Source organism: Arthrobacter sp. CAN_A2 (genome assembly GCF_015752045.1).
Taxonomy (GTDB): Bacteria; Actinomycetota; Actinomycetes; order Actinomycetales; family Micrococcaceae; genus Arthrobacter_D.
Map to the genome: position 1 here is coordinate 113,786 of NZ_JADOUS010000004.1, position 21,017 is coordinate 134,802.

A 21,017-nucleotide genomic window follows, 5' to 3' on the forward strand; every position below is an offset into this window, starting at 1 on the left:
ACGCCCTCGGGGCGTGGACCAAGCCGGTGTGGTGCCTGGGGTGTTGTGCGTCAGCCGTGCAGCGGCTTGCCGGCGAGTGCGAGGTGGGCCTCGCCGAGGGCCTCGTTCTGTGTCGGGTGCGCGTGGATGAGCGGTGCCACATCCTCGGGATAGGCCTCCCAGTTGACGATGAGCTGCGCCTCGCCGATCTGCTCGCCCATGCGGCTGCCGAGCATGTGGACACCGACGATGGGGCCGTCCTTCTCGCGGACGAGCTTCACGAGCCCGCCCGTGCCGATGATCGAGCTCTTGCCGTTGCCGGCGAGGTTGTACTCGTGCGTCTCGACGCGGTCGTCGCCGAACTTCTCGCGGGCGGCCTTCTCGGTGTAGCCCACGGACGCGATCTCGGGATCGCTGTAGGTGACCTTGGGGATGTTCAGGTCGGCGACGACGACGGGCTTCAGGCCGCCGATCTCCTCCGCCACGAAGATGCCCTGCTGGAAGCCGCGGTGGGCCAGCTGCAGGCCGGGGACGATGTCGCCGATCGCGTAGATGTTCCCCACGCCGGTGTGGAGGCGCTCGTTGGTGATGACGAAGCCGCGGTCCATGGTGATGCCGGCTTCCTCGTAGCCGAGGTCCTTCGTGACGGGTCCGCGTCCGACGGCGACGAGCATGAGGTCCGCCTCGAAGGTCTTGCCGTCCTCGAGGGACACCACGACGCCGTCCGCGTTCTGCTCCACCGACTTGAAGCGGGTGCCGGTGTTGAATTTGATGCCGCGCTTCTTGAACGCCCGTTCGAAGTTCTTGACGATCGAGGCGTCCTCGTTCGGGACGAGTGAGGGGAGGGCCTCGATGATGGTGACGTCCACGCCGAAGGACTTCCAGACGGACGCGAACTCGCAGCCGATGACGCCGCCGCCGAGGATGATCGCGGTCTTCGGCACGAAGTCCATGGTCAGGGCCTGGTCCGAGGTGATGACCTTGCCGCCGATCTCGAGGCCGGGGAGGCTGCGCGAGAAGGAGCCGGTCGCGAGGACGATGTGCTTGCCGGTGTAGACGGTGCCGTCGACGTCGATGGTGTTCTCGGACGCGAGCTTGCCCGAGCCCTCGATGACCGTGATGCCCTTGGACTTGATGAGTCCCTGCAGGCCGCGGTACTTGCCGGCGATGATGCCGTCCTTGTAGGCGTTGACGGCATTCATGTCGATCGACTCGAAGGTGGCCTTGACGCCGTACTTCTCGGCGTCGCGGGCGCCGTCGGCGATCTCGGCCGAGTGCAGGAGCGCCTTCGTGGGGATGCAGCCGTTGTGGAGGCAGGTGCCGCCGAGCTTGCCCTTCTCGATGAGCCCTACGGTGAAGCCCAGCTGCACCGCGCGGAGTGCCGCTGCGTAGCCGCCGCTGCCTCCACCCAGTACCAGGATGTCGAATTCTTGCGCAGTTGCCGATGCGGCCACTTGGACGCTCCCTCGCGTGGTCTGTTGACGCGCAGGGCGCGTCGGTTGATAGATCTGGTGATGAATCGATCACCGATGCGGTCGCGGTGCGGTCGCAGGTGCTTCGTACCCTCGTTTTCACCCTATCCCCAGATGTTGCCCGCATCCACTTGAGGCGCGGGCGCTGCACGCCATAGTTCGCCGATGTGCGCATTCTCACCGGGGCTGCGCAGGGGGTCGAGGGGGATGGAGGGCGCCGCGCCGGCTGTGCCGCCCGGCGCCCCCTTGTCCCTAGGCGGTGCGGGCGAGGACGTCCTCCACGTACGCGAGCAGGGTGCGGACTCCCACACCGGTGCCCGCCTTCGGGGTGTACCCGTACGGCGCGCCCTCGTTGAAGGCCGGCCCGGCGATGTCGAGGTGCGCCCACGGGATCTTCTCGCCGTCGACCTGGCCGACGAACTCGCGGAGGAACACCGCGGCGGTCATCATGCCGCCGTTCCGCTCGCCGATGTTGGCGATGTCCGCGACCTGCGAATCGAGGCTCGGGCGCAGCTCCTCCGGCAGGGGCATGGGCCAGAACTGCTCGCCCGCGCGGTCCGCCGCAGCCTTCACGGCGTCCCGGACGCCGTCGTCGCCCATGACCCCGGACACGCGGGTGCCGAGGGCGATCATCTGCGCGCCCGTGAGCGTCGCGATGTCGATGATGGCGTCCGGCGCCTCCTCGCTCGCCGCCGCGAGGCCGTCGGCGAGGACCAGGCGGCCCTCGGCGTCGGTGTTGAGGACCTCGACGGTGCGTCCGCCGTAGATCGACAGGACGTCCTCGGGGCGCTGCGCGGTCCCGGAGGGCATGTTCTCGGCCAGGCACAGCCAGGCGGTGACCTTGGCGGGGAGGCCCAGCTCGGCGACGGCGAGGAGCGTGGTCAGGACGACCGCGGCGCCCGCCATGTCCAGCTTCATCGTCTGCATGCCCGCGGCGGGCTTCAGCGAGAGTCCGCCGGAATCGAAGGTGATGCCCTTGCCCACGAGGGCGAGGTGGACGGCGGACTTGGCGGGGGAGTACTCCACCTTCACCATGCGCGGCGGTCGCGAGGATCCCTTGCCGACGCCGAGGATGCCGCCGTAGCCGTCACGCTCGAGGCGCTTCTCGTCCATCACGGTGACCTTCACGGGAAGGCCGCGGGTGAGTTCCTTCGCGGCCTGCGCGAACGTCTCCGGGTAGAGGTGGCTCGGCGGCTGGTTCACGAGCGTGCGCGTGGCGTTGACGTTCTTGCCGAGGATGACGGCGCGCCGGAGCGCCACGGCCAGGTCGGCGTCGTCGGCCACCGGCGTGTATACGACGACGCTGCGGACGGCGGACCTGTCCTTGGCCGGGGCGACCGTGCCGTCCGGCGTGAGCCCGGATTTGAAGCCCTCGTAGCTGTACGCGCCGAAGGCGGCGCCCTCCGCGACGGCGGTCGCGGCCATGACGGTGTCCGCCGGCAGGGCCAGGACGACGGTCTCGAGCCCGGTCAGCTGGCGGATCGCGGCGCCCGCGGCGCGGCGGAGGGTCTCGGGTGCGAGCACCTCACCGGTGGACACCGGTCCCACGCCGGAGAGCACGAGCGAATCGGCGCCGGTCTCGGGGAGGCCGGGGAAGCGGCGTACCTCATCCGCGGCACCCGTGATGCCGAGGACCTGGAGGGAGTCCCCGAGCGCACGCGCGGCTTTCGCGGGGAGGGGGCTGTCGAGCAGGACGGGCCCGTCGGTCCCCTTGGCGACGGCGATCACGAGCGCGTCGCTCGGGATCTTCCGGAGGTCCTTCGCGGAAGCGGTCAGGTGTAGTTCGGTGGTTCTGATCACGGAATCTGTCTCCTCATGTCCGGCTGGTCGTCCAGATCGGCGTTGCAGGTGGTCCCGGTATCCGGTGGGCCGGGAACCGTCCTGACGATCGTAGTCTCTACGCCGCGGCGGCCCGGAATGAAGCCGGCGCGGACGGTGTTGAGGAGAGCAGGACCTGACCGGAGGAGAGAGCCATGCTGGATCCACGAACCCTGTACACCACCGACACCGAGATCTTCGACGACCCCGGGAGCAAGGGGCTGCCCCTGCTGGTGAGCCTGACCGGTTTCACGGACGCCGGACAGGTCGTCTCGCAGGTCAGTGAGGAACTCCTCGAGGTGCTCGAGCACGAGCCCGTCGCCGAGTTCGACGCCGACCAGCTCATGGACTACCGCGGCCGCCGCCCGAAGATCACCTTCGCCGAGGACCACCTGACCGACTACCGGCCGCACCGGCTCGAACTGCACCGCCTGTACGACGGGCTCGGGGAGCCGTTCCTGCTGCTCACCGGCGCCGAGCCCGACCTCCAGTGGGAGCGCTTCGTGAGCGCCGTCGTCGGACTGGTCGAGGACCTGGACGTGCCGATGACCTCGTGGATCCACGCGATCCCGATGCCCGTCCCGCACACGCGTCCGATCGGCGTCACGCTGCACGGCAACCGGTCCGACCTCATCGACGGCATGAACGCATGGCGTCCCACGGCCGAGCTGCAGGCCTCCATCGGGCATGTGCTGGAGCTGCGCCTGATCGAGGCCGGGCACGACGTCGTGGGGCACGTCATCCATGTGCCGCACTACCTCGCCGAGGCCGAGTACCCGCCCGCCGCCGTGGCGGGCCTCGAATACCTGGGCGCGACCGCCCGGCTCGTCCTCCCCACCGACCGCCTGCGGGAGACCGGGCGCGATGTCGAGCGGCAGATCGCCCGGCAGGTCGGCAACTCCTCGGAGGTGCAGTCCGTGGTCGCGTCCCTCGAGAAGCGCTACGACGAGTACGCGGACGGTGCCGCCCGCAAGTCCCTGCTGGTGAAGGACAACAGCGAGCTCGCCAGCGCGGAGGAGCTGGGTGCCGCGGTCGAGGCCTACCTGGCCAGCCCGCAGGCGGAGGAGGAGTCCACGCTGCTCTGGGACACGGAATTCCTCGGGACCACCCCCATCGACTACGACCGCTCCGGCGATGAGGGCCGTGACGCCGACTCCGACGACACCACCTCCCCGGAGACCGGCGCGACGTCGAAGCCCGGCGCCTCCGAGGGGCACGACGACGGGCCCGCGGGGTCCGGTCCGCGCTCGGCGGCATAGCGCGGCACAGCGCCCGTTCCGGACCGGACCGGCTGCACATTCCGGACCGGACCGGGGGCCGGGCCGTACGCCCGACCCGTCACGGGACCGTGGAGGCGCCACCGCGACGGGATAATGGGCGGGTGAATTCTTCGCGGGCACTCCTGGTCTGGGCGGCAGGGGTCGCGGCCTACCTCGTCGCCGTCACGCAGCGCACCACCTTCGGCGTGGCCGGCCTCGAGGCCACGGACCGCTTCAGCGCGTCAGCGTCGCAGCTGTCGATCTTCACCGTCGTCCAGCTGCTCGTCTACGCCGGCCTGCAGGTGCCGGTCGGCGTCCTCGTCGACCGGTGGGGCCCCCGGACGCTGATCGTCGCGGGCGGCGTGCTCATGGCGCTCGGGCAGGCGCACCTGGCGTTCGCGGATTCCGTCGGGGCCGGCATCGTCGGCCGCCTGTTCGTCGGGGCGGGGGACGCGATGACGTTCATCAGTGTCCTCAGGCTCCTGCCCGCGTGGTTCGAGCCGCGCCGGATCCCCGTCCTGACGCAGTGGACGGGGATCATCGGCCAGCTCGGGCAGGTGGTGTCGGTCATTCCGTTCGTCGCGGTGCTGTCCGCCTTCGGCTGGCAGTCCGCGTTCCTGGCGGCCGCCGGCCTCTCAGTACTCGCCGTCGTGCTCTCGGTCGGCCTCATCCGGGACTCGCCCGTCGCGAGCCGGCGCAGCACCCAGACCATCCGGGAGACCGGCACCTCCCTCGCCGCCGCATGGAAGCAGCCCGGCACGCGGCTGGGCCTGTGGACCCACTTCACCATCCAGTTCCCCGGCACCGTCTTCGTCCTGATGTGGGGCTACCCCTATCTGGTGCGGGCCGAGAAGGTGGGCGAAGGGGCCGCGTCCGCGCTGATGACCCTGTTCGTCGCGGTCGGGATCGTCTGCGGACCGCTCCTCGGCCGCTACGTGGGCCGGCATCCCCTCCGGCGGTCCACCATGGTGCTCGCGATCGCCGCCCTGATGGCCGGTGCGTGGCTCGCGGTCCTCCTCTACCCGGGACCGGCGCCCCTCCCGCTCCTGACCCTGCTGGTGGTGGCGCTCGCGGTCGGAGGGCCGGGATCCATGATCGCCTTCGACTTCGCCCGCACGTTCAACCCGGCGGCACGTATGGGGACCGCCACCGGGATCGTGAACATCGGAGGCTTCATGGCGTCCCTGCTCACAATGTTCGCCATCGGGGTCGTCCTCGACGTCCTGCTCGGGAACGGGTTCTCGCAGGGCGACCTGTACGCGCTGCCGTCCTTCCGCCTGGCGATGTCCGTGCAGCTCCTCGTCCTGGCGTTCGGCACCACCGCCGTCGTCGTCGTGCGCAGGAGGGTCCGGCGCCGGATGGCCGAGCAGGGGGTCGTCGTCCCGCCGATCCGTGACGCCCTGGCCCGCGAACGCCGGCGCCGCCGGGAGCAGAGGGCGGCCCGGAACCGGTAGGCCCGCGGTCCCGACCGCGGTTGTCCACATAGGCCGGAACCCCCGTGTGCTCGGCGTGCGACGCGAGGACGCTGGCGGCATGTCATTTCCTACGAGCCCGGCACCGGGCACCCCAGCGTCACCGTCCTTCGTCGTCACCTCACCGGCGGACATCCTCTCCTATATCCCGCATGCCCTCGGCTTCATGCCCGACGAGAGCCTGGTCGTCCTGACGACCACCGGCAGGAGGCTCGGGGCGACCCTCCGGGTGGATCTCCCCGAGGCCGGGGTGGATCCGCCCGGGTTCGCCGACGGTGTGCTCTCCTTCCTGCAGGGCGACGTCGACGCCGACGGCACCCTCGTCGTCGTGTACACGAAGGAGCGCTGGGAGAGGCTCGCGCCGGCGCCGCGCAGCGGGCTGTTGCTGACCATCGAGACGGTCCTCGGCGCCGCCGGCCTTCCCGTCCGCGGCGGCTGGCTCGTCTCGCAGTCGAGGTGGCGCGATGTCTTCTGCCCGGACGAGGAGTGCTGCCCCTGGCCGGGTCAATCCCTCGGCACCGTGGCGCACAGCGCCCTGAACGCCGAGCTGATCTTCGGCGGGAGTGCCTTCGATGCATCCGCACCCGACGCCGTCCTCCGCGCCGCACCCTCCGTCGCTGCGCGGGACGTCCCGGGGTCGGCTGCCGCGGACCCGGTGGCCCGGGCCGTCGAAGACGCGCAGGCGCACTATGCCGCGTGCTGCGCGGGCCGGTGGACGGCGCCCGTCCAGTTCCACGCGACGTCCGCGCTGTGGGACGCCGTGCTGCCCGGCGCCGGCGCGTTCGATGTGGCGGCGGAGCCCGACGTCGTGGGCTTCCTCCTGGCGAGCGTGGAATCGCGGGCGGTCCGCGACTTCCTCCTCGCCAGTGCGTGCCTCGGATCCGCGGCAGCCGTCGACGGCGCCGCCGCCTGCGGATTGCTCGAGCCGGCGGAGGGGGCGGGCGCGTCGTCGCCCGAGGGGCGAGGTCCGGAGGCCGGTACGCGGGTCCTCCCGGACGTCCGGGGTGGCGGCCCGCTCCGGGATGCCGTCGCCGCACTCCGGGCGGACCCGGCCGACGCCGGATCCGACGCCCATCCTTCGGGTACGCGGAGGGCAGGACCTGTGCCCTGCGGTGCCGAGGCCCTGCTCTACGCGGATGTCCTGGCCGGCAGGTATTCCGGCGCGATCGCCTGGGACCGCGTCGACGCGATGAGCATCCTTCTTGCGCGGCTCGCGGCGGTGGCGGAGGGCGAGTCCCGTGCGGCGGCGCTGACCATGAGTGCCTGGTTCGAATACGCGCGGGGTCGGGGATCACGCGCGGCCGTCTTCCTCGACGCGGCGGAGCGGGCCGTGCCCGGTTACCGCCTCGCGCGCCTGCTGTACGAGCTCCTGCGCCGTGGAGGGCTGCCGACCTGGGCCCGGAGCCGTGCGACTGCCTGGACCGCGGGGGCCGCGTCGGCCCTGCACGACGCGGCGTGAGGCCGTGCGGGTCCGCGGGACCGGCGGCGGGGAGGGTGGAGCGGGGGGCGTCCCGGAGGAGAGGCCCATGAAGGGCTGCGGGTGGCTTCCGGGACGGACCGCCGGACCCTCCGGGAGCGGCCGGGGGAGCAGTCCGTCGACCATCCCGTGATTTCCGGGCCGATGGTCAGCCGTGAGACAATGAAAGCTGAGACCCGGTTGGGTCCGTGCACCAGAACATCTCCGAGCATTCCATGCCGGTCGTCGCCGCAGGGCGGCTCCGGGGGGAATAGCGAGGGCTGCGGGGTCGTTCCCTAGGGAACTGACCCGGCAGTAGTCGTCTGGTATCGAGCGCGGACTTGACAGGGTCATAGTGGTGTTGTCCCTCTGACGGCGCCACACACCGCCGTACGAAAGGTTTCCTGTGCCGGTCAAGAAGACAGCAGCACCGGCGTCGCCAGACGCTGGTACCACCACCACCAAGCGACGCGTAGCGGCCAAGAAGCCCGCGACGAAGACCGCTTCGTCCGCTGCGGCCGCCAAGGCATCGGCAGCGGATGCCCAGGGTTCCGTGGACACCCTCGACGCAGCGGATCCCGCCGTCGAGGTCGAGGTCGATGCCGAGAATGCGAAGCCCGAGACGCCCGAGGTCGGGACGAGCACCGGCTTCGTCTACTCCGACGCCGACGACGACGACGCACCCGCGCAGCAGGTCGTGTCGGCCGGCGCCACGGCGGACCCCGTCAAGGACTACCTGAAGCAGATCGGCAAGGTCGCCCTGCTGAACGCGGAGCAGGAAGTGGACCTGGCCCTCCGCATCGAGGCCGGTCTTTTCGCTGAAGAGAAGATCGCCGCGGACCCGGAGATGGACCCGAAGCTGAAGCGCGAACTGGAATTCGTGATCCACGACGGCAAGCGGGCGAAGAACCACCTCCTCGAGGCGAACCTCCGCCTCGTCGTCTCCCTGGCCAAGCGCTACACCGGGCGCGGCATGCTCTTCCTCGACCTCATCCAGGAAGGCAACCTCGGCCTGATCCGTGCAGTCGAGAAGTTCGACTACACCAAGGGCTTCAAGTTCTCCACTTACGCGACCTGGTGGATCCGCCAGGCCATCACCCGCGCCATGGCCGACCAGGCCCGCACCATCCGCATCCCCGTGCACATGGTGGAGGTCATCAACAAGCTGGCCCGCGTCCAGCGGCAGATGCTGCAGGACCTCGGCCGCGAACCGACCCCCGAGGAGCTCGCGCTCGAGCTCGACATGACGCCGGAGAAGGTCGTCGAGGTCCAGAAGTACGGCCGTGAACCCATCTCGCTGCACACGCCGCTCGGCGAGGACGGCGATTCGGAGTTCGGTGACCTGATCGAGGACTCGGAGGCCGTCGTGCCGGCGGACGCCGTGAGCTTCACCCTCCTGCAGGAGCAGCTCCACTCCGTGCTGGACACCCTCTCCGAGCGGGAGGCAGGCGTCGTGGCGATGCGTTTCGGGCTGACCGACGGACAGCCGAAGACGCTGGACGAGATCGGCAAGGTCTACGGCGTCACGCGTGAGCGCATCCGCCAGATCGAGTCGAAGACGATGTCGAAGCTGCGTCACCCCTCGCGGTCCCAGGTGCTGCGGGACTACCTCGACTGACCGTCGGGCATTCTAGGACGAAGGGCCCTTCCTGCGGGAGGGGCCCTTCGTCGTAGAGGACTCCTCCCGCAGGAGTCCGGGGGATTCCCCGGACCGGGACGTCCCCGCACGAGAAAAGGCCCGCTCCGTCGGAGCGGGCCTTTCGTCCTACGTCAGCGCCTGTACACGGGGCGCCCGGTGTTGCTCGTGGTCGGTGTTCCCTGCGGCGATCAGTCGCCGGCGAGGGCCGGCTTCGTGTGAAGCCGCTCGGTCTCGTCCTGCCACTCGGAAGTGAGCGGCTTGAGGTTAGCTTCGACGGCGCGCGCATGGTGGCCGCAGAACAGAAGCTCTCCACCGGAGGACTGAAGGACTGCCCGAACGTAGGCCTGGGCGCCGCAGCGGTCGCAGCGGTCCAGGGCAGTGAGCTCGCGAGTGGCTACTGCAGTGGTCATGAATGCCTCCTCATGTGGATCGTGTATTCATATAACCACTATTCGTTGCTGCTCCTTCGCAGGCTGGGCCCCCTTTCGCTGGCGGCGTATCAGGGGTATGGGTCACATCACCCGGAGTGGGCGGGGTGGTGCCGGGTGCACACAGGACGGCCCCTGCCGGTCGCTGTCGGCGGGAGGTAATAAACTGGAGCCACCCATCCCGGCCACCACCCTCCTGACGCCTGTCCTGGATCGTGCCCGTTCCGCCAAGGAGACTGACCCACCGTGACCCCCACCTCGGATTACACCGCCCGGCACCTCTCGGTCCTCGAGGGCCTCGAAGCGGTGCGCAAGCGTCCCGGGATGTACATCGGGTCCACGGACTCCCGAGGCATCATGCACTGCCTGTGGGAGATCATCGACAACTCGGTCGACGAGGCGCTGGCCGGTCACGGCCAGAGCATCACGGTCATCCTCCACGGCGACGGCTCGGTGGAGATCCACGACGACGGCCGCGGCATCCCCGTGGACATCGAACCCAAGACCGGCCTGACCGGCGTCGAGGTGGTCTTCACCAAGCTCCACGCCGGCGGCAAGTTCGGTGGCGGCTCCTACACGGCCTCCGGCGGTCTCCACGGCGTCGGTGCCAGCGTGGTCAACGCGCTGTCCTCCCGCCTGGACGTCTTCGTCGATCGCGGCAGCAAGACCTACGCGATGTCCTTCCGCCGTGGTGAGCCCGGCATCTTCAAGGACGGCAGGACGCCGTCGCCCACCGCCGCCTTCGAGCCCTTCCTCGACGGTTCGCGCCTCGAGGTCGTCGGGACGGCCAAGCGCGGGGTGACGGGAACCCGCATCAGGTACTGGGCCGACCGCCAGATCTTCACGCCTGACGCGACCTTCTCGTACGAGGAACTGCAGACCCGGGCACGCCAGACGTCGTTCCTGGTGCCGGGCCTGCGCATCACCCTCCGCGACGAGCGGAGGCTCCCCGGCACGCCGGCGGAGTCCGGACCCGTGGAGGAGGTCTTCCAGCACGACGGCGGCATCTCCGAATACGCCGAATTCCTGGCCCTCGACACCGCGGTCACGGATGTCTGGCGCATCCACGGATCGGGTCGGTTCAAGGAGTCCGTGCCCGTCCTCGACGAGCGCGGCCACAGCCAGATGGCGGAGGTGGAGCGCGACTGCGAGGTGGACATCGCGCTGCGCTGGGGCATCGGCTACGAGACGACGGTCCGCAGCTACGTCAACATCATCGCGACACCCAAGGGCGGCACGCATCAGAGCGGGTTCGAGCAGGCGATCCTGAAGACCTTCCGCAAGGTGATCGAGACCAACGCGCGCAAGCTCAAGGCCGGCAACGACAAGATCGAGAAGGACGACGTCTTCGCCGGACTGACGGCCGTCCTCACGGTGCGCCTCGCGGAGCCCCAGTTCGAGGGCCAGACCAAGGAGATTCTCGGGACCTCCGCCGTCAGGGCGATCGTCGCCAGGGTCGTCGAGAAGGAGCTGCAGGCGAGACTCTCCTCCTCTGCGCGGAACGACAAGGCGCAGTCGGCGCTGCTGCTGGAGAAGGTCGTCGCGGAGATGAAGTCCCGCATCTCGGCGCGCGTCCACAAGGAGACACAGCGTCGCAAGAACGCACTCGAGACGTCCACCATGCCGGCCAAGCTCGCGGACTGCCGGATCGACGACGCCGAGCGGTCGGAGCTCTTCATCGTCGAGGGTGACAGTGCGCTCGGTACGGCGAAGAACGCCCGCTCGTCCGACTACCAGGCGCTGCTGCCGATCCGCGGCAAGATCCTCAACGTGCAGAAGGCGTCGGTGGGGGACATGCTGTCCAATGCCGAGTGTGCCGCCCTCATCCAGGTCGTCGGGGCGGGCTCGGGGCGGAGCTTCCAGCTGGACGCGCGACGGTACGGCAAGGTCATCCTGATGACCGATGCCGACGTCGACGGCGCCCACATCCGGACGCTGCTCCTCACCCTCTTCTTCCGGTACATGCGCCCGCTGGTGGAGGCCGGGCGGGTCTATGCCGCCGTCCCTCCGCTGCACCGGGTCGAGGTGATCAACGGGGGATCCAAGGCCAACGAGATGATCTACACCTATTCCGAGGCGGAGCTCACGCGGCTCCTCGCGACCATGGAGAAGCAGGGGAAGCGGTACAAGTCGCCGATCCAGCGCTACAAGGGGCTCGGGGAGATGGACGCGGACCAGCTCGCGGAGACGACCATGGACCCGCGCCACCGGACGCTGCGGCGCGTGCGCATCCAGGAGGCCGAATCCGCCGAACGCGTCTTCAACCTGCTGATGGGCAGCGACGTCGCGCCCCGCAAGGACTTCATCGTCGCGGGCGCGGCATCCCTCGACCGGGATCGCATCGACGCCTGACGGGCGCTCAGCCGAGCAGTTCGGGTGCCACCAGGAGCAGCGGGGGAATCACCAGGAGCAGGCCGGCGGAGGACAGGGCCAGCGCCTGCTGGATCCTGCTGAGGGGCGGCAGCGGAGTGAGCAGCCGGCGCAGGCGTTGCGCCGTCGACGACACATCGGCGGTCCCGCCGGTCACCGCCCTGGCGGTCGTCAGGGGGATACCGCTCTGGTCGGCCAGGGCGTCGTCGAGCGCATCCGGTGTCGACGGCGGAGCCCCCGCACCCACGATGGCGATCGCGCGGACCAGCGTCGGCTCGTCCACGTGGCGCAGGGCCTCGTCATCGGCGAGCATCTCGATCAGTTCGCTCACGGCCTGCTGGGCGAGCCGGGAGGTGGGCAGCCAGGGCAGCGCCGCCCGCCAGGCGGCGAAGGCCCACAGCAGCAGATGGTGGCGCTGGTGCAGGTGTGCGCTCTCGTGGGTGAGGACGGCGTCGAGCTCCGCCTGGCTGAGCAGGTCCATCAGCCCGTCCGACATGACGGTGACGGAGCGTGCACCGCCCGGCAGGCAGTAGGCGACCGGCGCCGGGTGCTTGATGACGAGCGTCGCGGGCTGGCCGGCCGCGGGGGAGCTGAGCAGGGTGAGCATGTCCCGGTGGCGCCGACGCTGCCGGTGGATGCGCACGAACGTCAGGGCCAGCGTGAAGATGAGGTGCCCGAAGAGGAGGATCGCGGCGCTGATCGCGAAGACGTGGATGACGCCGAGCGATTCGGCCGACCCGTCATCGAGCAGGATGTCCAGGAATGCCGCCGACGCCACGACGAGATTGTCGCCGAGGGGTTCGAGGCCCCACACCAGCATGGCGCCGATCATGGACAGTCCGCCGGCGAGCGCTATCGACTGCCACAGCACCATGGCCGTGAACGGCGCCCTCGCCGGCCAGTCGGCACGCGAGAGAGCGATGGGTGCGGGCCACGCGAGGATGATCGCGAGAGCCGCGAGCAGGTAGGAGGCCCAGAACACGGGGCGGGTCAGCTGCCGCCGAGCAGCTTGCGCAGGGTCTGGGCTTCGGCTTCCGATACGCTGCCGATGAAGCGGGCGAGGACGGCTTCGCGGTCCGGTGCGGTCACGAGCACTTCATGCATGAGCTCCGCCGTGTGGTCCTCACGGCTTGTGACCGACATGTACCGGTGCGGGCGGCTGTCGCGCTCCCGCGTGACGAGGCCCTTCTTCTCCAGCCGCGAGAGCACGGTGAGGACCGTCGTCACGGCCAGTTCGCGTCCTACCTCCCCGAACGGCGCCTCGGCGATGGCATCCCGCAGCTCGTTGGCGGTCATTGCCTCCGGCATCGTCCACAGCAGGTCCATCACTGTGCGTTCCAGGTCTCCGAGCGTTGCCATGTTCTTTCCTTCAATCAATCGCGATCCGCGTCCATCGGGGGGCGGGGATGCACTTCCATGAGGGGAGTGCTGAAGCGTGGTACCTCCAACGTACAACCTCTGAGCGAACAATTCTACCCTGCGTAGAAGAGTCCCCGTACTTGTTCTACGATACGTAGAAGAACGTTTTCTACAATCCGTAGAAGTTCCGTCGTCACCGACGCGAAGCACTGCTGGAAGGGCCCGATGGAAGCCTTGGAGATTGCCCGATGGCAATTCGGAATCACGACGGTCTACCACTTCATCATGGTCCCCCTGACCATCGGGCTCGGGCTGCTCGTGGCCGTCATGCAGACCCTGTGGTACTGCACAGGCAAGGAGCACTACCTCCGGATGACGAAGTTCTGGGGGAAGCTCTTCCTCATCAACTTCATCGTGGGCGTCGCCACGGGCCTGGTGCAGGAGTTCCAGTTCGGCATGGCGTGGAGTGAGTACAGCCGTTTCGTCGGCGACGTGTTCGGAGCGCCGCTCGCCATGGAGGCGCTCCTGGCCTTCTTCGTCGAGTCCACCTTCCTCGGCCTGTGGATTTTCGGCTGGGGACGGCTTCCGCGCCTCGTCCACCTGCTCTCGCTCTGGACCGCCGTGCTCGCCTCCGTCTTCTCCGCCTACTTCATCCTCGTCGCGAACTCCTGGATGCAGCATCCGGTCGGCGTGGAGATGGTCGACGGCAGGCCCGTCATGGTGGATGCCTGGGCGGTCTTCACCAACAACACGGCGCTGGTCGCCTTCCCCCACACCCTCTTCGGCTGCCTCGCCGTCGCCGGTGCCTTCCTCCTCGGCATCAGCTGGTACCACCTGTGGAAGCGGCGCCACGACGGGCTGGACACGATCGGCCCGGACGGGAAGGTCCTCGTCGGTGACGGCGGCGGTGCGCGGGACGCGGCGGATCACACCGTGTGGCTCCGCTCGGCACGGGCCGGCGCCGTCGTCGCCATGATCGCGTTCGCCGGCACGGGCATCACCGGCGACCTGCAGGGCAAGCTCATGTTCGACCAGCAGCCCATGAAGATGGCGGCCGCCGAAGCGGCCTGCCACGACGGCACGGGTTTCTCGATCCTGTCCGTCGGCAACCTCGGCGCACAGAGCTGTGACGACATCACCGCGGTCATCGAGGTGCCGGGAGTGCTGTCCTTCCTCGCCAACGGCGACTTCACGACCGAGGTCAAGGGCGTCAACACCCTGCTGCCCGAGTACCAGGAGAAGTACGGCACCTACCTGCCGGACGATCCGATGTACGGGGACCTGGCGGGGGCGGAGATCGACTACCTGCCGGTCATGGAGGTCACCTACTGGGGCTTCCGCATCATGATCGGGTTCGGGGCGATCGCCGCGGCGGCGGCCGCCGCCGCCCTGTGGGTCCTGCGGAAGGGAACCGTCCCGGGATCGCGCTGGCTGATGCGGCTGGCGGTCTTCGGGATCCTCGCCCCGTTCGGGGCGAACATCGCGGGCTGGGTCTTCACGGAGATGGGTCGGCAGCCCTTCGTCGTCGCGCCGAATCCGGACGCGAGCGGCATCGACGGCGTCTTCATGTTCACGGCAGCTGCGGTCTCACCCGGCGTGTCGCTCCCCGAACTGGTCACCTCGCTCGTCCTGCTGACCCTGGTGTACGCCGTCCTCCTCGTCGTGGAGGTGAAGCTGCTCTTCACCTATGTCCGCGGCGGCACCGCCTCCGCGATGCCCGAGCTCGCCCACCCGGACGGCGACCCCGGGGCCGACGGCGGCAGGAAGGACGACGGCGATGTCCTCGCGTTCGCGTACTGACCGGCCCGCCGGGCCCGACGGGCACCCCGATCCCCAATCCCCATCGACCACCCGGAAGGTTCCCCGATGACCGAGGCCCTGCCCACCATCTGGTTCGTCCTGATCGCCGTGCTGTGGTCCGGCTACCTCTTCCTCGAGGGCTTCGACCTCGGGGTGGGGATGCTGATGAAGCTCATGGCCCGCAACGACACCCAGCGGCGCGTGCTGCTCAACACCGTGGGCCCGGTGTGGGACGGGAACGAGGTCTGGCTCGTCACGGCGGTGGGCGCCACCTTCGCCGCCTTCCCCTACTGGTACGCCTCCCTGCTGTCCGCGCTCTACCTGCCGTTGCTGCTCGTCCTCCTCGGCCTGATCTTCCGCGCCGTCGGGTTCGAGTGGCGTGGCAAGCGGCACAGCGACACCTGGCGCAACGGCTGGGACTGGGCCATCGCGCTCGGATCGTTCGCCGCCGCAGCCGGGATCGGCGCGGCGCTCGCCCTGACCACCACGGGCCTGCCGCTCGACGCGAACGGCGACCGCGTGGGCGGCGCCTTCTCGTGGGCCACCCTGCCCGCCCTCCTCGGTGCCGCCGCCGTCGTGCTGTTCTGCCTCGTCCACGCCGCCGCGTTCCTCGCCCTCAAGACCGACGGCGGAGTGCGCGCGCAGGCGGACCGCCTGTTCCGGCGGCTCCTGCCCGTCGCGATGCTCCCGTTCCTCGCGTGGGCGCTCCTCGTCCAGCTCGACACGGGATCGGTGCTCACCTGGCTCGCCGTGGTCGTCGCCGTCGGCGCCCTGAGCGCTGCCTACCGCTTCTCGTCGGTGGGCCGTGACGGCCGCGCCTTCGCAGCACTGGGTCTCGGGATGCTGGCGCTGGTCGGGTCGATCTTCGGCGCCGTGTTCCCCGTGGTCCTCCCGTCGACCATCGATCCCGCCTTCGACCTAACGGTGCAGAACGCCTCGTCCTCGCCCTACACGCTCGGCCTGATGAGCGTCGTCGCCTGCTTCGGAGTGCCCCTCGTCCTGGCGTACCAGGCGTGGACCTACTGGGTCTTCCGGCGGCGGGTCTCGGAGTCCAGCATCCCGGCGGTGCACGCCGTCACCGCACTGTGAGCGGCTCCGTCCGGACCGACGTTCCCCGGCAGGATGCCGGCAGCACACCCACGACACGGGAGGAGGCCGGCGTCGCCCGGACCGACGGCCGGCGCGTCTCCCCGCTGACCACGCTGAGGGCAGGAGGGCCCGCGGGCGGCGCAGGGTCGACGACGGCGCTGTACCTCCTCGGCGTCCTCGCCGCCGTCCGCGCCGCAGGTCTGGTGCTCCTGGCGCAGGCCCTCGCACTCGGCATCGGATCCCTCGCCGCCGGGTCGCTGGACGTCCGCGGCGTGCTGCTGCAGGGAATCCTCGGTGTCGGGCTGCGCACCATCGCGGCGTGGGGACAGGACGCGACCGCCGCCCGCCTGGCCCTCGGAACCCGGGAGCGGATGCGGGAGGCGGCGCTCCTGCGCCTGCTCGACGACGGCGGCACCACGCGTGCCGCGGCCGGCGGCGGTACAGGCTCCCTCGCGGTGCTCCTCACCCGCGGGCTCGACGGGATCGACAAGTACTACACGCAGTACCTACCCGCGCTCGTCACGTGCGCCGTGGTCCCGCTGCTCATCGGGGCACGCATCCTCGCCGCCGACTGGGTCAGCGCGCTCGTCATCCTCCTCACGGTGCCGCTCGTGCCCGTGTTCATGGTGCTGATCGGCCTCCACACCCGGGAACACACGCAGCAGGCCTCCACCGCACTGGGCCGCCTGTCCGACCACCTGCTCGAACTCGCGAGAGGACTCCCCGTCCTCGTGGGGCTCGGCCGCGCCGGGGAACAGACCCGGGCCCTCCGTGAGATCGCCGGCACCTACACCTCGCGCACCATGACGACCCTCCGCACGGTCTTCCTGTCCTCCCTCGCCCTCGAGCTCATCAGCACCATCTCGGTGGCCGTCGTCGCGGTCTTCGCGGGCGTGCGCCTGATCCACGGGGACCTAAGCCTCGAGACCGCGCTGATCGCCCTCATCCTCGCGCCCGAATGCTACGGCCCACTGCGCGACGTCGGTGCGGCCCACCACGCCAGCGAGGACGGTGAGGAGGCAGGGGCCCGCGTCCGTGCGGTGACCGACGCCCCCGCCTCCCCGCCGGAGGACCTGCTGGTGCGCGTCCCGCCGGCCGACGGCACGTCCGGGGATCGGCCGGACGGCATCCGGGTCGATGACCTCACCGCCCGGTACGACGGCGTCCTCGAGCCGGTCGTCGCCGGCGTCTCCTTCGTGCTCGAACCCGGCACCGTCACAGCGCTCGGGGGCCCGAGCGGCTCCGGGAAGTCCACCCTGATGCGGGCCCTGGCCGGGGGAGCGGCCGTCCCTCCCGGGCTCCGCCTCGCGGGCCGTGTGGTGGGGCTCCGGCGCGACGCGGTTGCCTGGGTCCCGCAGCATCCCGAACTCCTGATGACGACCGTCCGCGCCGAACTCGCGCTCTATGCAGGGCTCCCTCCGGAGTCACCCATCCTCGACGCCCAGCTCGCCGCCGTCGGCGCCGCCGGCCTCGCGGACCGAAGCAGCACGGAGCTGAGCCCCGGCGAACTGCGGCGCGTCGCCGTCGCACGTGCCCTGCTGCGAGCGCAGGATCCGTCGGTCACCCTCCTCCTCCTCGACGAGCCGACCGCCCACGTGGACGACGACGCGTCCCGCGCCATCCGGTCAGCCGTGAGGGCGCGCCGGACCGGGCTGACCGTCCTCCTGATCGCACACGACGACGAGACAGCGCGCCTGGCGTCGGGCGAGGTGCGCCTGACAGGGATGCCGTCACGCGCCGGCGCGACGGCATCCGAGTCCTCCCCGATGGCGGAGATGCCGGCCGACCACGCGCCGGCTGATCTCCCCTCGGGAGCCCCGCTCACCACGCGGACCGGCGCCGTCCCCGGGACCACCGCCGTCGGACCCGCCCCTGCGGGACCCGCTGCGGCGTCGCGGCTCCACTCGGCCCGCGACGTGCTCCTGCTGGTCCGGCCGTGGGACCGGCGGTTCCTCGCCGCCGCCGCACTCGGGCTCGGCGCTTCGGTGTTCGCCGTCGCCCTGACCGCACTCAGTGGCTGGCTGATCGTGCGGGCGGCCGAGCAGCCGCCCATCCTGTACCTGCTCACCGCGATCGTCGGGGTCCGCTTCTTCGGCATCGGCCGCTCCCTCCTGCGGTACGAGGAACGCCTCTGGCTGCACCGCGCCGTGTTCCACCGCGCGGACGACACGCGGCTGCGGCTGTGGACCGGGCTGCTGGGCACCGGACGCTCGTGGCGCACGATCGCCCGAGGGTCCGGGGGCATCGAGCGGCTGGTCGGAGACATCGACGAGCTCCGGGACCTGTCCTCGCGAGCCCTGCTCCCGTTCGTCGTCTCGGCGCTGACCGGCGCCGCCGCGCTCGTCACCGCGGCCGTGCTGCACCCCGCCGCCCTCGGGTGGCAGACCCTGTCCGTCGTCGCGGCCCTCGTGGTCGCACCCGCCGTCGCCGTGATCCGCGAACAGGCCGCGGGCGCCGCCGCCGTCCGGCTGCGCGCACAGGGCCTCGAACGCGTCACGGGCCTGCTGCGTGCCGCCCCCGATCTCCGGGTGAACGGCGTCCACCGGCCCGCGCTCGCCGAGACCCGTGAGCTCGCGGGATCGGTCGCGGCGGCGGCCCGGCGCTCGGCCTCGGCGGCGGGCACGTCGACGGCCGTGATCGTCGCCGCCTGCTGCACCGCATCCCTCGGCATCCTCATCGGTGCCGGCGGCCTTCCGGCCGACCTCGCAGCCGTCCTGGTGCTCATGCAGCTCGCGCTGATCGAGCCGTTCGTCGCCGGAACGTCCGCCGTCCAGCACTGGGGTCCGCTGGCAGCCGTGACACGCCGGATCGTCCCGCACCTCAGTCCCGCCGGCTGGGAGGAGGACCTGCAGCAGACCGGCGGCGGGCGCGATGGCCGCCCGGCGCACTCCGCCGTGCTCCGCCGTGCCAGCATCGGCTACGAGCCCGGCCGGCCCGTGGTCGCCGGCCTGGACCTCGAGCTGGCGCCCGCGCGCTGGACCGCGCTCACGGGCCCGTCGGGAAGCGGCAAGTCCACCGTGATCGGCGCCCTTCTCGGGGTCCTCCCCCTCGAGCGGGGGACTCTCCTCGTGAACGGGGAATCCCGCGACGACGTCGACGGGCCGCGCATCGCCTGGTGCCCGCAGGAGAGCCACCTGTTCGACTCCAGCCTGCGCTCCAACCTGCAGCTCGCCCGTCCGCCCGGCGACCCGGCCACGGACGCCGAGCTGGACGCCGTCCTCCACGCCGTCGGACTGACAGGGCTGGTCGCCGGGCTCGACGGCGGGCTCGATGCACCCGCCGGAGCGGGTGGATCGCGGCTCTCGGGTGGACAGCGGCAGCGGCTCGCCGTGGCGCGCGCCCTGCTCACGCGGTCCGGCGTCCTCCTCCTCGACGAGCCCACCGCCCATCTCGACGCCGACGGCGCGCGGTCCCTCCTCGCGGACCTCCGGCACGGCCTCATGAACACCGCCGTCCTCCTCGTGACGCACGATCCCGCGGAGGCAGCGCTGTGCGACGACGTCGTGGCGCTGGACGCCGCCGTCCTCGACGGGACGCACGGGGGGACCGTCGTGCATTCCTGACCGGCGGGCAGACCCGGGACGGCCCGCGTGCGCCACGCCCGTTCCACCCGGCTCCGGGTGAGGGCGGGCGCGCCCGCGCTGGAATACGCTGGGACCATGACGACGCCCGACACGTCCGGACACGACGCCGGGACGGCCACCCCGGCTCGGGGCGCTCCGCCGATGCCCGACGGGCTGCTGTGGCGGGCGCTCACCTACGCCGACATCCCCCGCTGGCATGCGCTCATCCAGCGCATCGCGGAGCAGGACCGGCCGGACTGGGTGGAACAGCGCGCCGACCTCGAGCAGGCGCTGCGGGCTTCGAAGAACGACCCCCGCAAGGACACGGTCGCCGGGTTCGACGCCGACGGCGAACCGCAGGCCTTCGGGCGCCTGTCCCGGAATCCCGGCTCGTCGCTGATCCACGGCGCCGGCGGCGTCGATCACGCATGGCGCGGCCGCGGCATCGGGCGGGCCGTCCTCGCGTGGCAGGCCTGGCGCGCCGAGATGCGCCTGCGGGAGACCGGCCGGACCGAGGGGGTCTTCCGGAACTACGTCGAGGAACGCAACCCCTCGCATCTGGCGCTGCTCACCGCGAGCGGCAGCAGGATCGTCCGCTACTTCACCGAGATGACGAGGCCGCTGGACCAGCCGATCCCCGATCTCCCCTTCCCCGACGGGCTGCAGCTCCTCACCTTCGCTGAAGGCGCCGATCGGGGCATCGCCGAACTGGTCCGCCTCGCCCACAACGACGCCTTCCAGGACCACTGGGGGAGTGAGCCCCGCGATCAGGAATCCTGGCAGTTCACCGTCAGCCACCCGGAGTTCCGGGCGGACTGGAGCCTCGCGCTCCTCGACCCGTCGACGGACGAGGTGGTCGCCTACCAGCTGGCCAGCTATGACCCCGATTCCCAGCAGCTCCTCGGCCGCACCGAGGGCTACACCGACCTGCTCGGGGTCCGGCGGACCTGGCGGGGTCGCGGCCTCGCGCCGGCCCTGCTCGCCGAGGCGATGAGGAGGTACCGGGCGGCAGGCATGCAGAACGCGGGGCTCGGCGTCGACACCGAGAACCCGTCCGGGGCGCTCGGTCTGTACGAGCGCATGGGCTACGTCCCGACCCAGCGGTCGATCGTGTTCGACCTGCCGCTGCGCGTGGATCCCGCCTGACCCGACCGCCGTCGAGGGAGCACGGAGGGGCTCGCCTGGGACCTGCTACGGCGAACCTCCTTCCCTCAGCGGCCGGATCATGGTTCACTCGTAGGCACGGAGGGGAGTATCCCCCCATCCCGTCCATCGTCACTACGGCAGCCCCAGCGCTTCCCGGTGGACAGGGC

The 21,017-nt window shown here is 70.7% G+C and carries 13 protein-coding genes and 1 pseudogene; 9 read left to right on the forward strand and 5 right to left on the reverse strand.

The window, feature by feature from the left end; genetic code table 11:
* Positions 1-50: 50 nt before the first annotated feature.
* Both lpdA and IWX63_RS06480 read right to left on the reverse strand, forming a co-directional pair.
* The gene (lpdA, locus tag IWX63_RS06475) at positions 51-1,433 is read right to left on the reverse strand and encodes a dihydrolipoyl dehydrogenase (RefSeq protein WP_199277347.1); all 1,383 of its coding nucleotides are present in this window, start codon (positions 1,431-1,433) and stop codon (positions 51-53) included.
* 270 nt (positions 1,434-1,703) lie between these two features.
* Complete coding sequence (locus IWX63_RS06480; RefSeq protein ID WP_199277348.1) at positions 1,704-3,251, reverse strand: leucyl aminopeptidase; 1,548 nt, start codon at positions 3,249-3,251, stop codon at positions 1,704-1,706.
* A 173-nt stretch (positions 3,252-3,424) separates the two neighbouring features.
* Between IWX63_RS06480 and IWX63_RS06485 the strand changes: the two are divergent.
* The 4 genes and pseudogenes from IWX63_RS06485 to IWX63_RS06500 all read left to right on the forward strand — a co-directional run.
* Positions 3,425-4,318, forward strand: a pseudogene (locus tag IWX63_RS06485) (proteasome assembly chaperone family protein); the annotation flags it as partial.
* Positions 4,319-4,650: 332 nt separating this feature from the next.
* Positions 4,651-5,982, forward strand: coding sequence for an MFS transporter (locus tag IWX63_RS06490; protein WP_199277350.1), 1,332 nt, complete (start codon positions 4,651-4,653; stop codon positions 5,980-5,982).
* Between the two features lie 79 nt (positions 5,983-6,061).
* A complete protein-coding gene (locus IWX63_RS06495; RefSeq protein ID WP_199277351.1) occupies positions 6,062-7,459 on the forward strand; it encodes a DUF4192 domain-containing protein in 1,398 nt (465 codons plus the stop codon).
* Positions 7,460-7,862: 403 nt separating this feature from the next.
* A complete protein-coding gene (locus tag IWX63_RS06500) occupies positions 7,863-9,074 on the forward strand; it encodes an RNA polymerase sigma factor (RefSeq protein ID WP_199277352.1) in 1,212 nt (403 codons plus the stop codon).
* Between the two features lie 209 nt (positions 9,075-9,283).
* Here IWX63_RS06500 and IWX63_RS06505 read toward each other — a convergent pair whose 3' ends face one another.
* On the reverse strand, positions 9,284-9,505 hold the full coding sequence (locus IWX63_RS06505) for a DUF7455 domain-containing protein (protein ID WP_199277353.1): 222 nt from the start codon (positions 9,503-9,505) through the stop codon (positions 9,284-9,286).
* 264 nt (positions 9,506-9,769) lie between these two features.
* Between IWX63_RS06505 and IWX63_RS06510 the strand changes: the two genes are divergently transcribed.
* Positions 9,770-11,875 carry a DNA gyrase/topoisomerase IV subunit B gene (locus IWX63_RS06510; protein WP_199277354.1) on the forward strand — a complete coding sequence of 702 codons (2,106 nt, stop codon included), beginning with the start codon at positions 9,770-9,772 and terminating at the stop codon, positions 11,873-11,875.
* A gap of 7 nt (positions 11,876-11,882) precedes the next feature.
* Here the strand turns inward: IWX63_RS06510 and IWX63_RS06515 are convergent, their stop codons facing one another.
* The gene (locus IWX63_RS06515; protein WP_199277355.1) at positions 11,883-12,875 is read right to left on the reverse strand and encodes a M56 family metallopeptidase; all 993 of its coding nucleotides are present in this window, start codon (positions 12,873-12,875) and stop codon (positions 11,883-11,885) included.
* Positions 12,876-12,883: 8 nt separating this feature from the next.
* Positions 12,884-13,252, reverse strand: coding sequence for a BlaI/MecI/CopY family transcriptional regulator (locus IWX63_RS06520; protein ID WP_199277356.1), 369 nt, complete (start codon positions 13,250-13,252; stop codon positions 12,884-12,886).
* Positions 13,253-13,477: 225 nt separating this feature from the next.
* On the opposite strand from IWX63_RS06520, the gene IWX63_RS06525 reads away from it, so the two are divergent.
* The 4 genes from IWX63_RS06525 (at position 13,478) to IWX63_RS06540 (ending at position 20,850) form a co-directional block, all read left to right on the forward strand.
* The gene (locus IWX63_RS06525) at positions 13,478-15,052 is read left to right on the forward strand and encodes a cytochrome ubiquinol oxidase subunit I (protein WP_199277357.1); all 1,575 of its coding nucleotides are present in this window, start codon (positions 13,478-13,480) and stop codon (positions 15,050-15,052) included.
* A gap of 66 nt (positions 15,053-15,118) precedes the next feature.
* Entirely contained in the window at positions 15,119-16,141 is a 1,023-nt protein-coding gene (gene cydB, locus IWX63_RS06530) for a cytochrome d ubiquinol oxidase subunit II (protein WP_199277358.1), read from the forward strand.
* Positions 16,138-19,704: a thiol reductant ABC exporter subunit CydC gene (gene cydC, locus IWX63_RS06535; protein ID WP_199277359.1), complete on the forward strand. Its 3,567-nt coding sequence runs from the start codon at positions 16,138-16,140 to the stop codon at positions 19,702-19,704. The genes cydB and cydC overlap by 4 nt, the downstream gene beginning before the upstream one ends.
* 96 nt (positions 19,705-19,800) lie before the next feature.
* Complete coding sequence (locus IWX63_RS06540) at positions 19,801-20,850, forward strand: GNAT family N-acetyltransferase (protein WP_334685697.1); 1,050 nt, start codon at positions 19,801-19,803, stop codon at positions 20,848-20,850.
* Positions 20,851-21,017 lie beyond the last annotated feature (167 nt).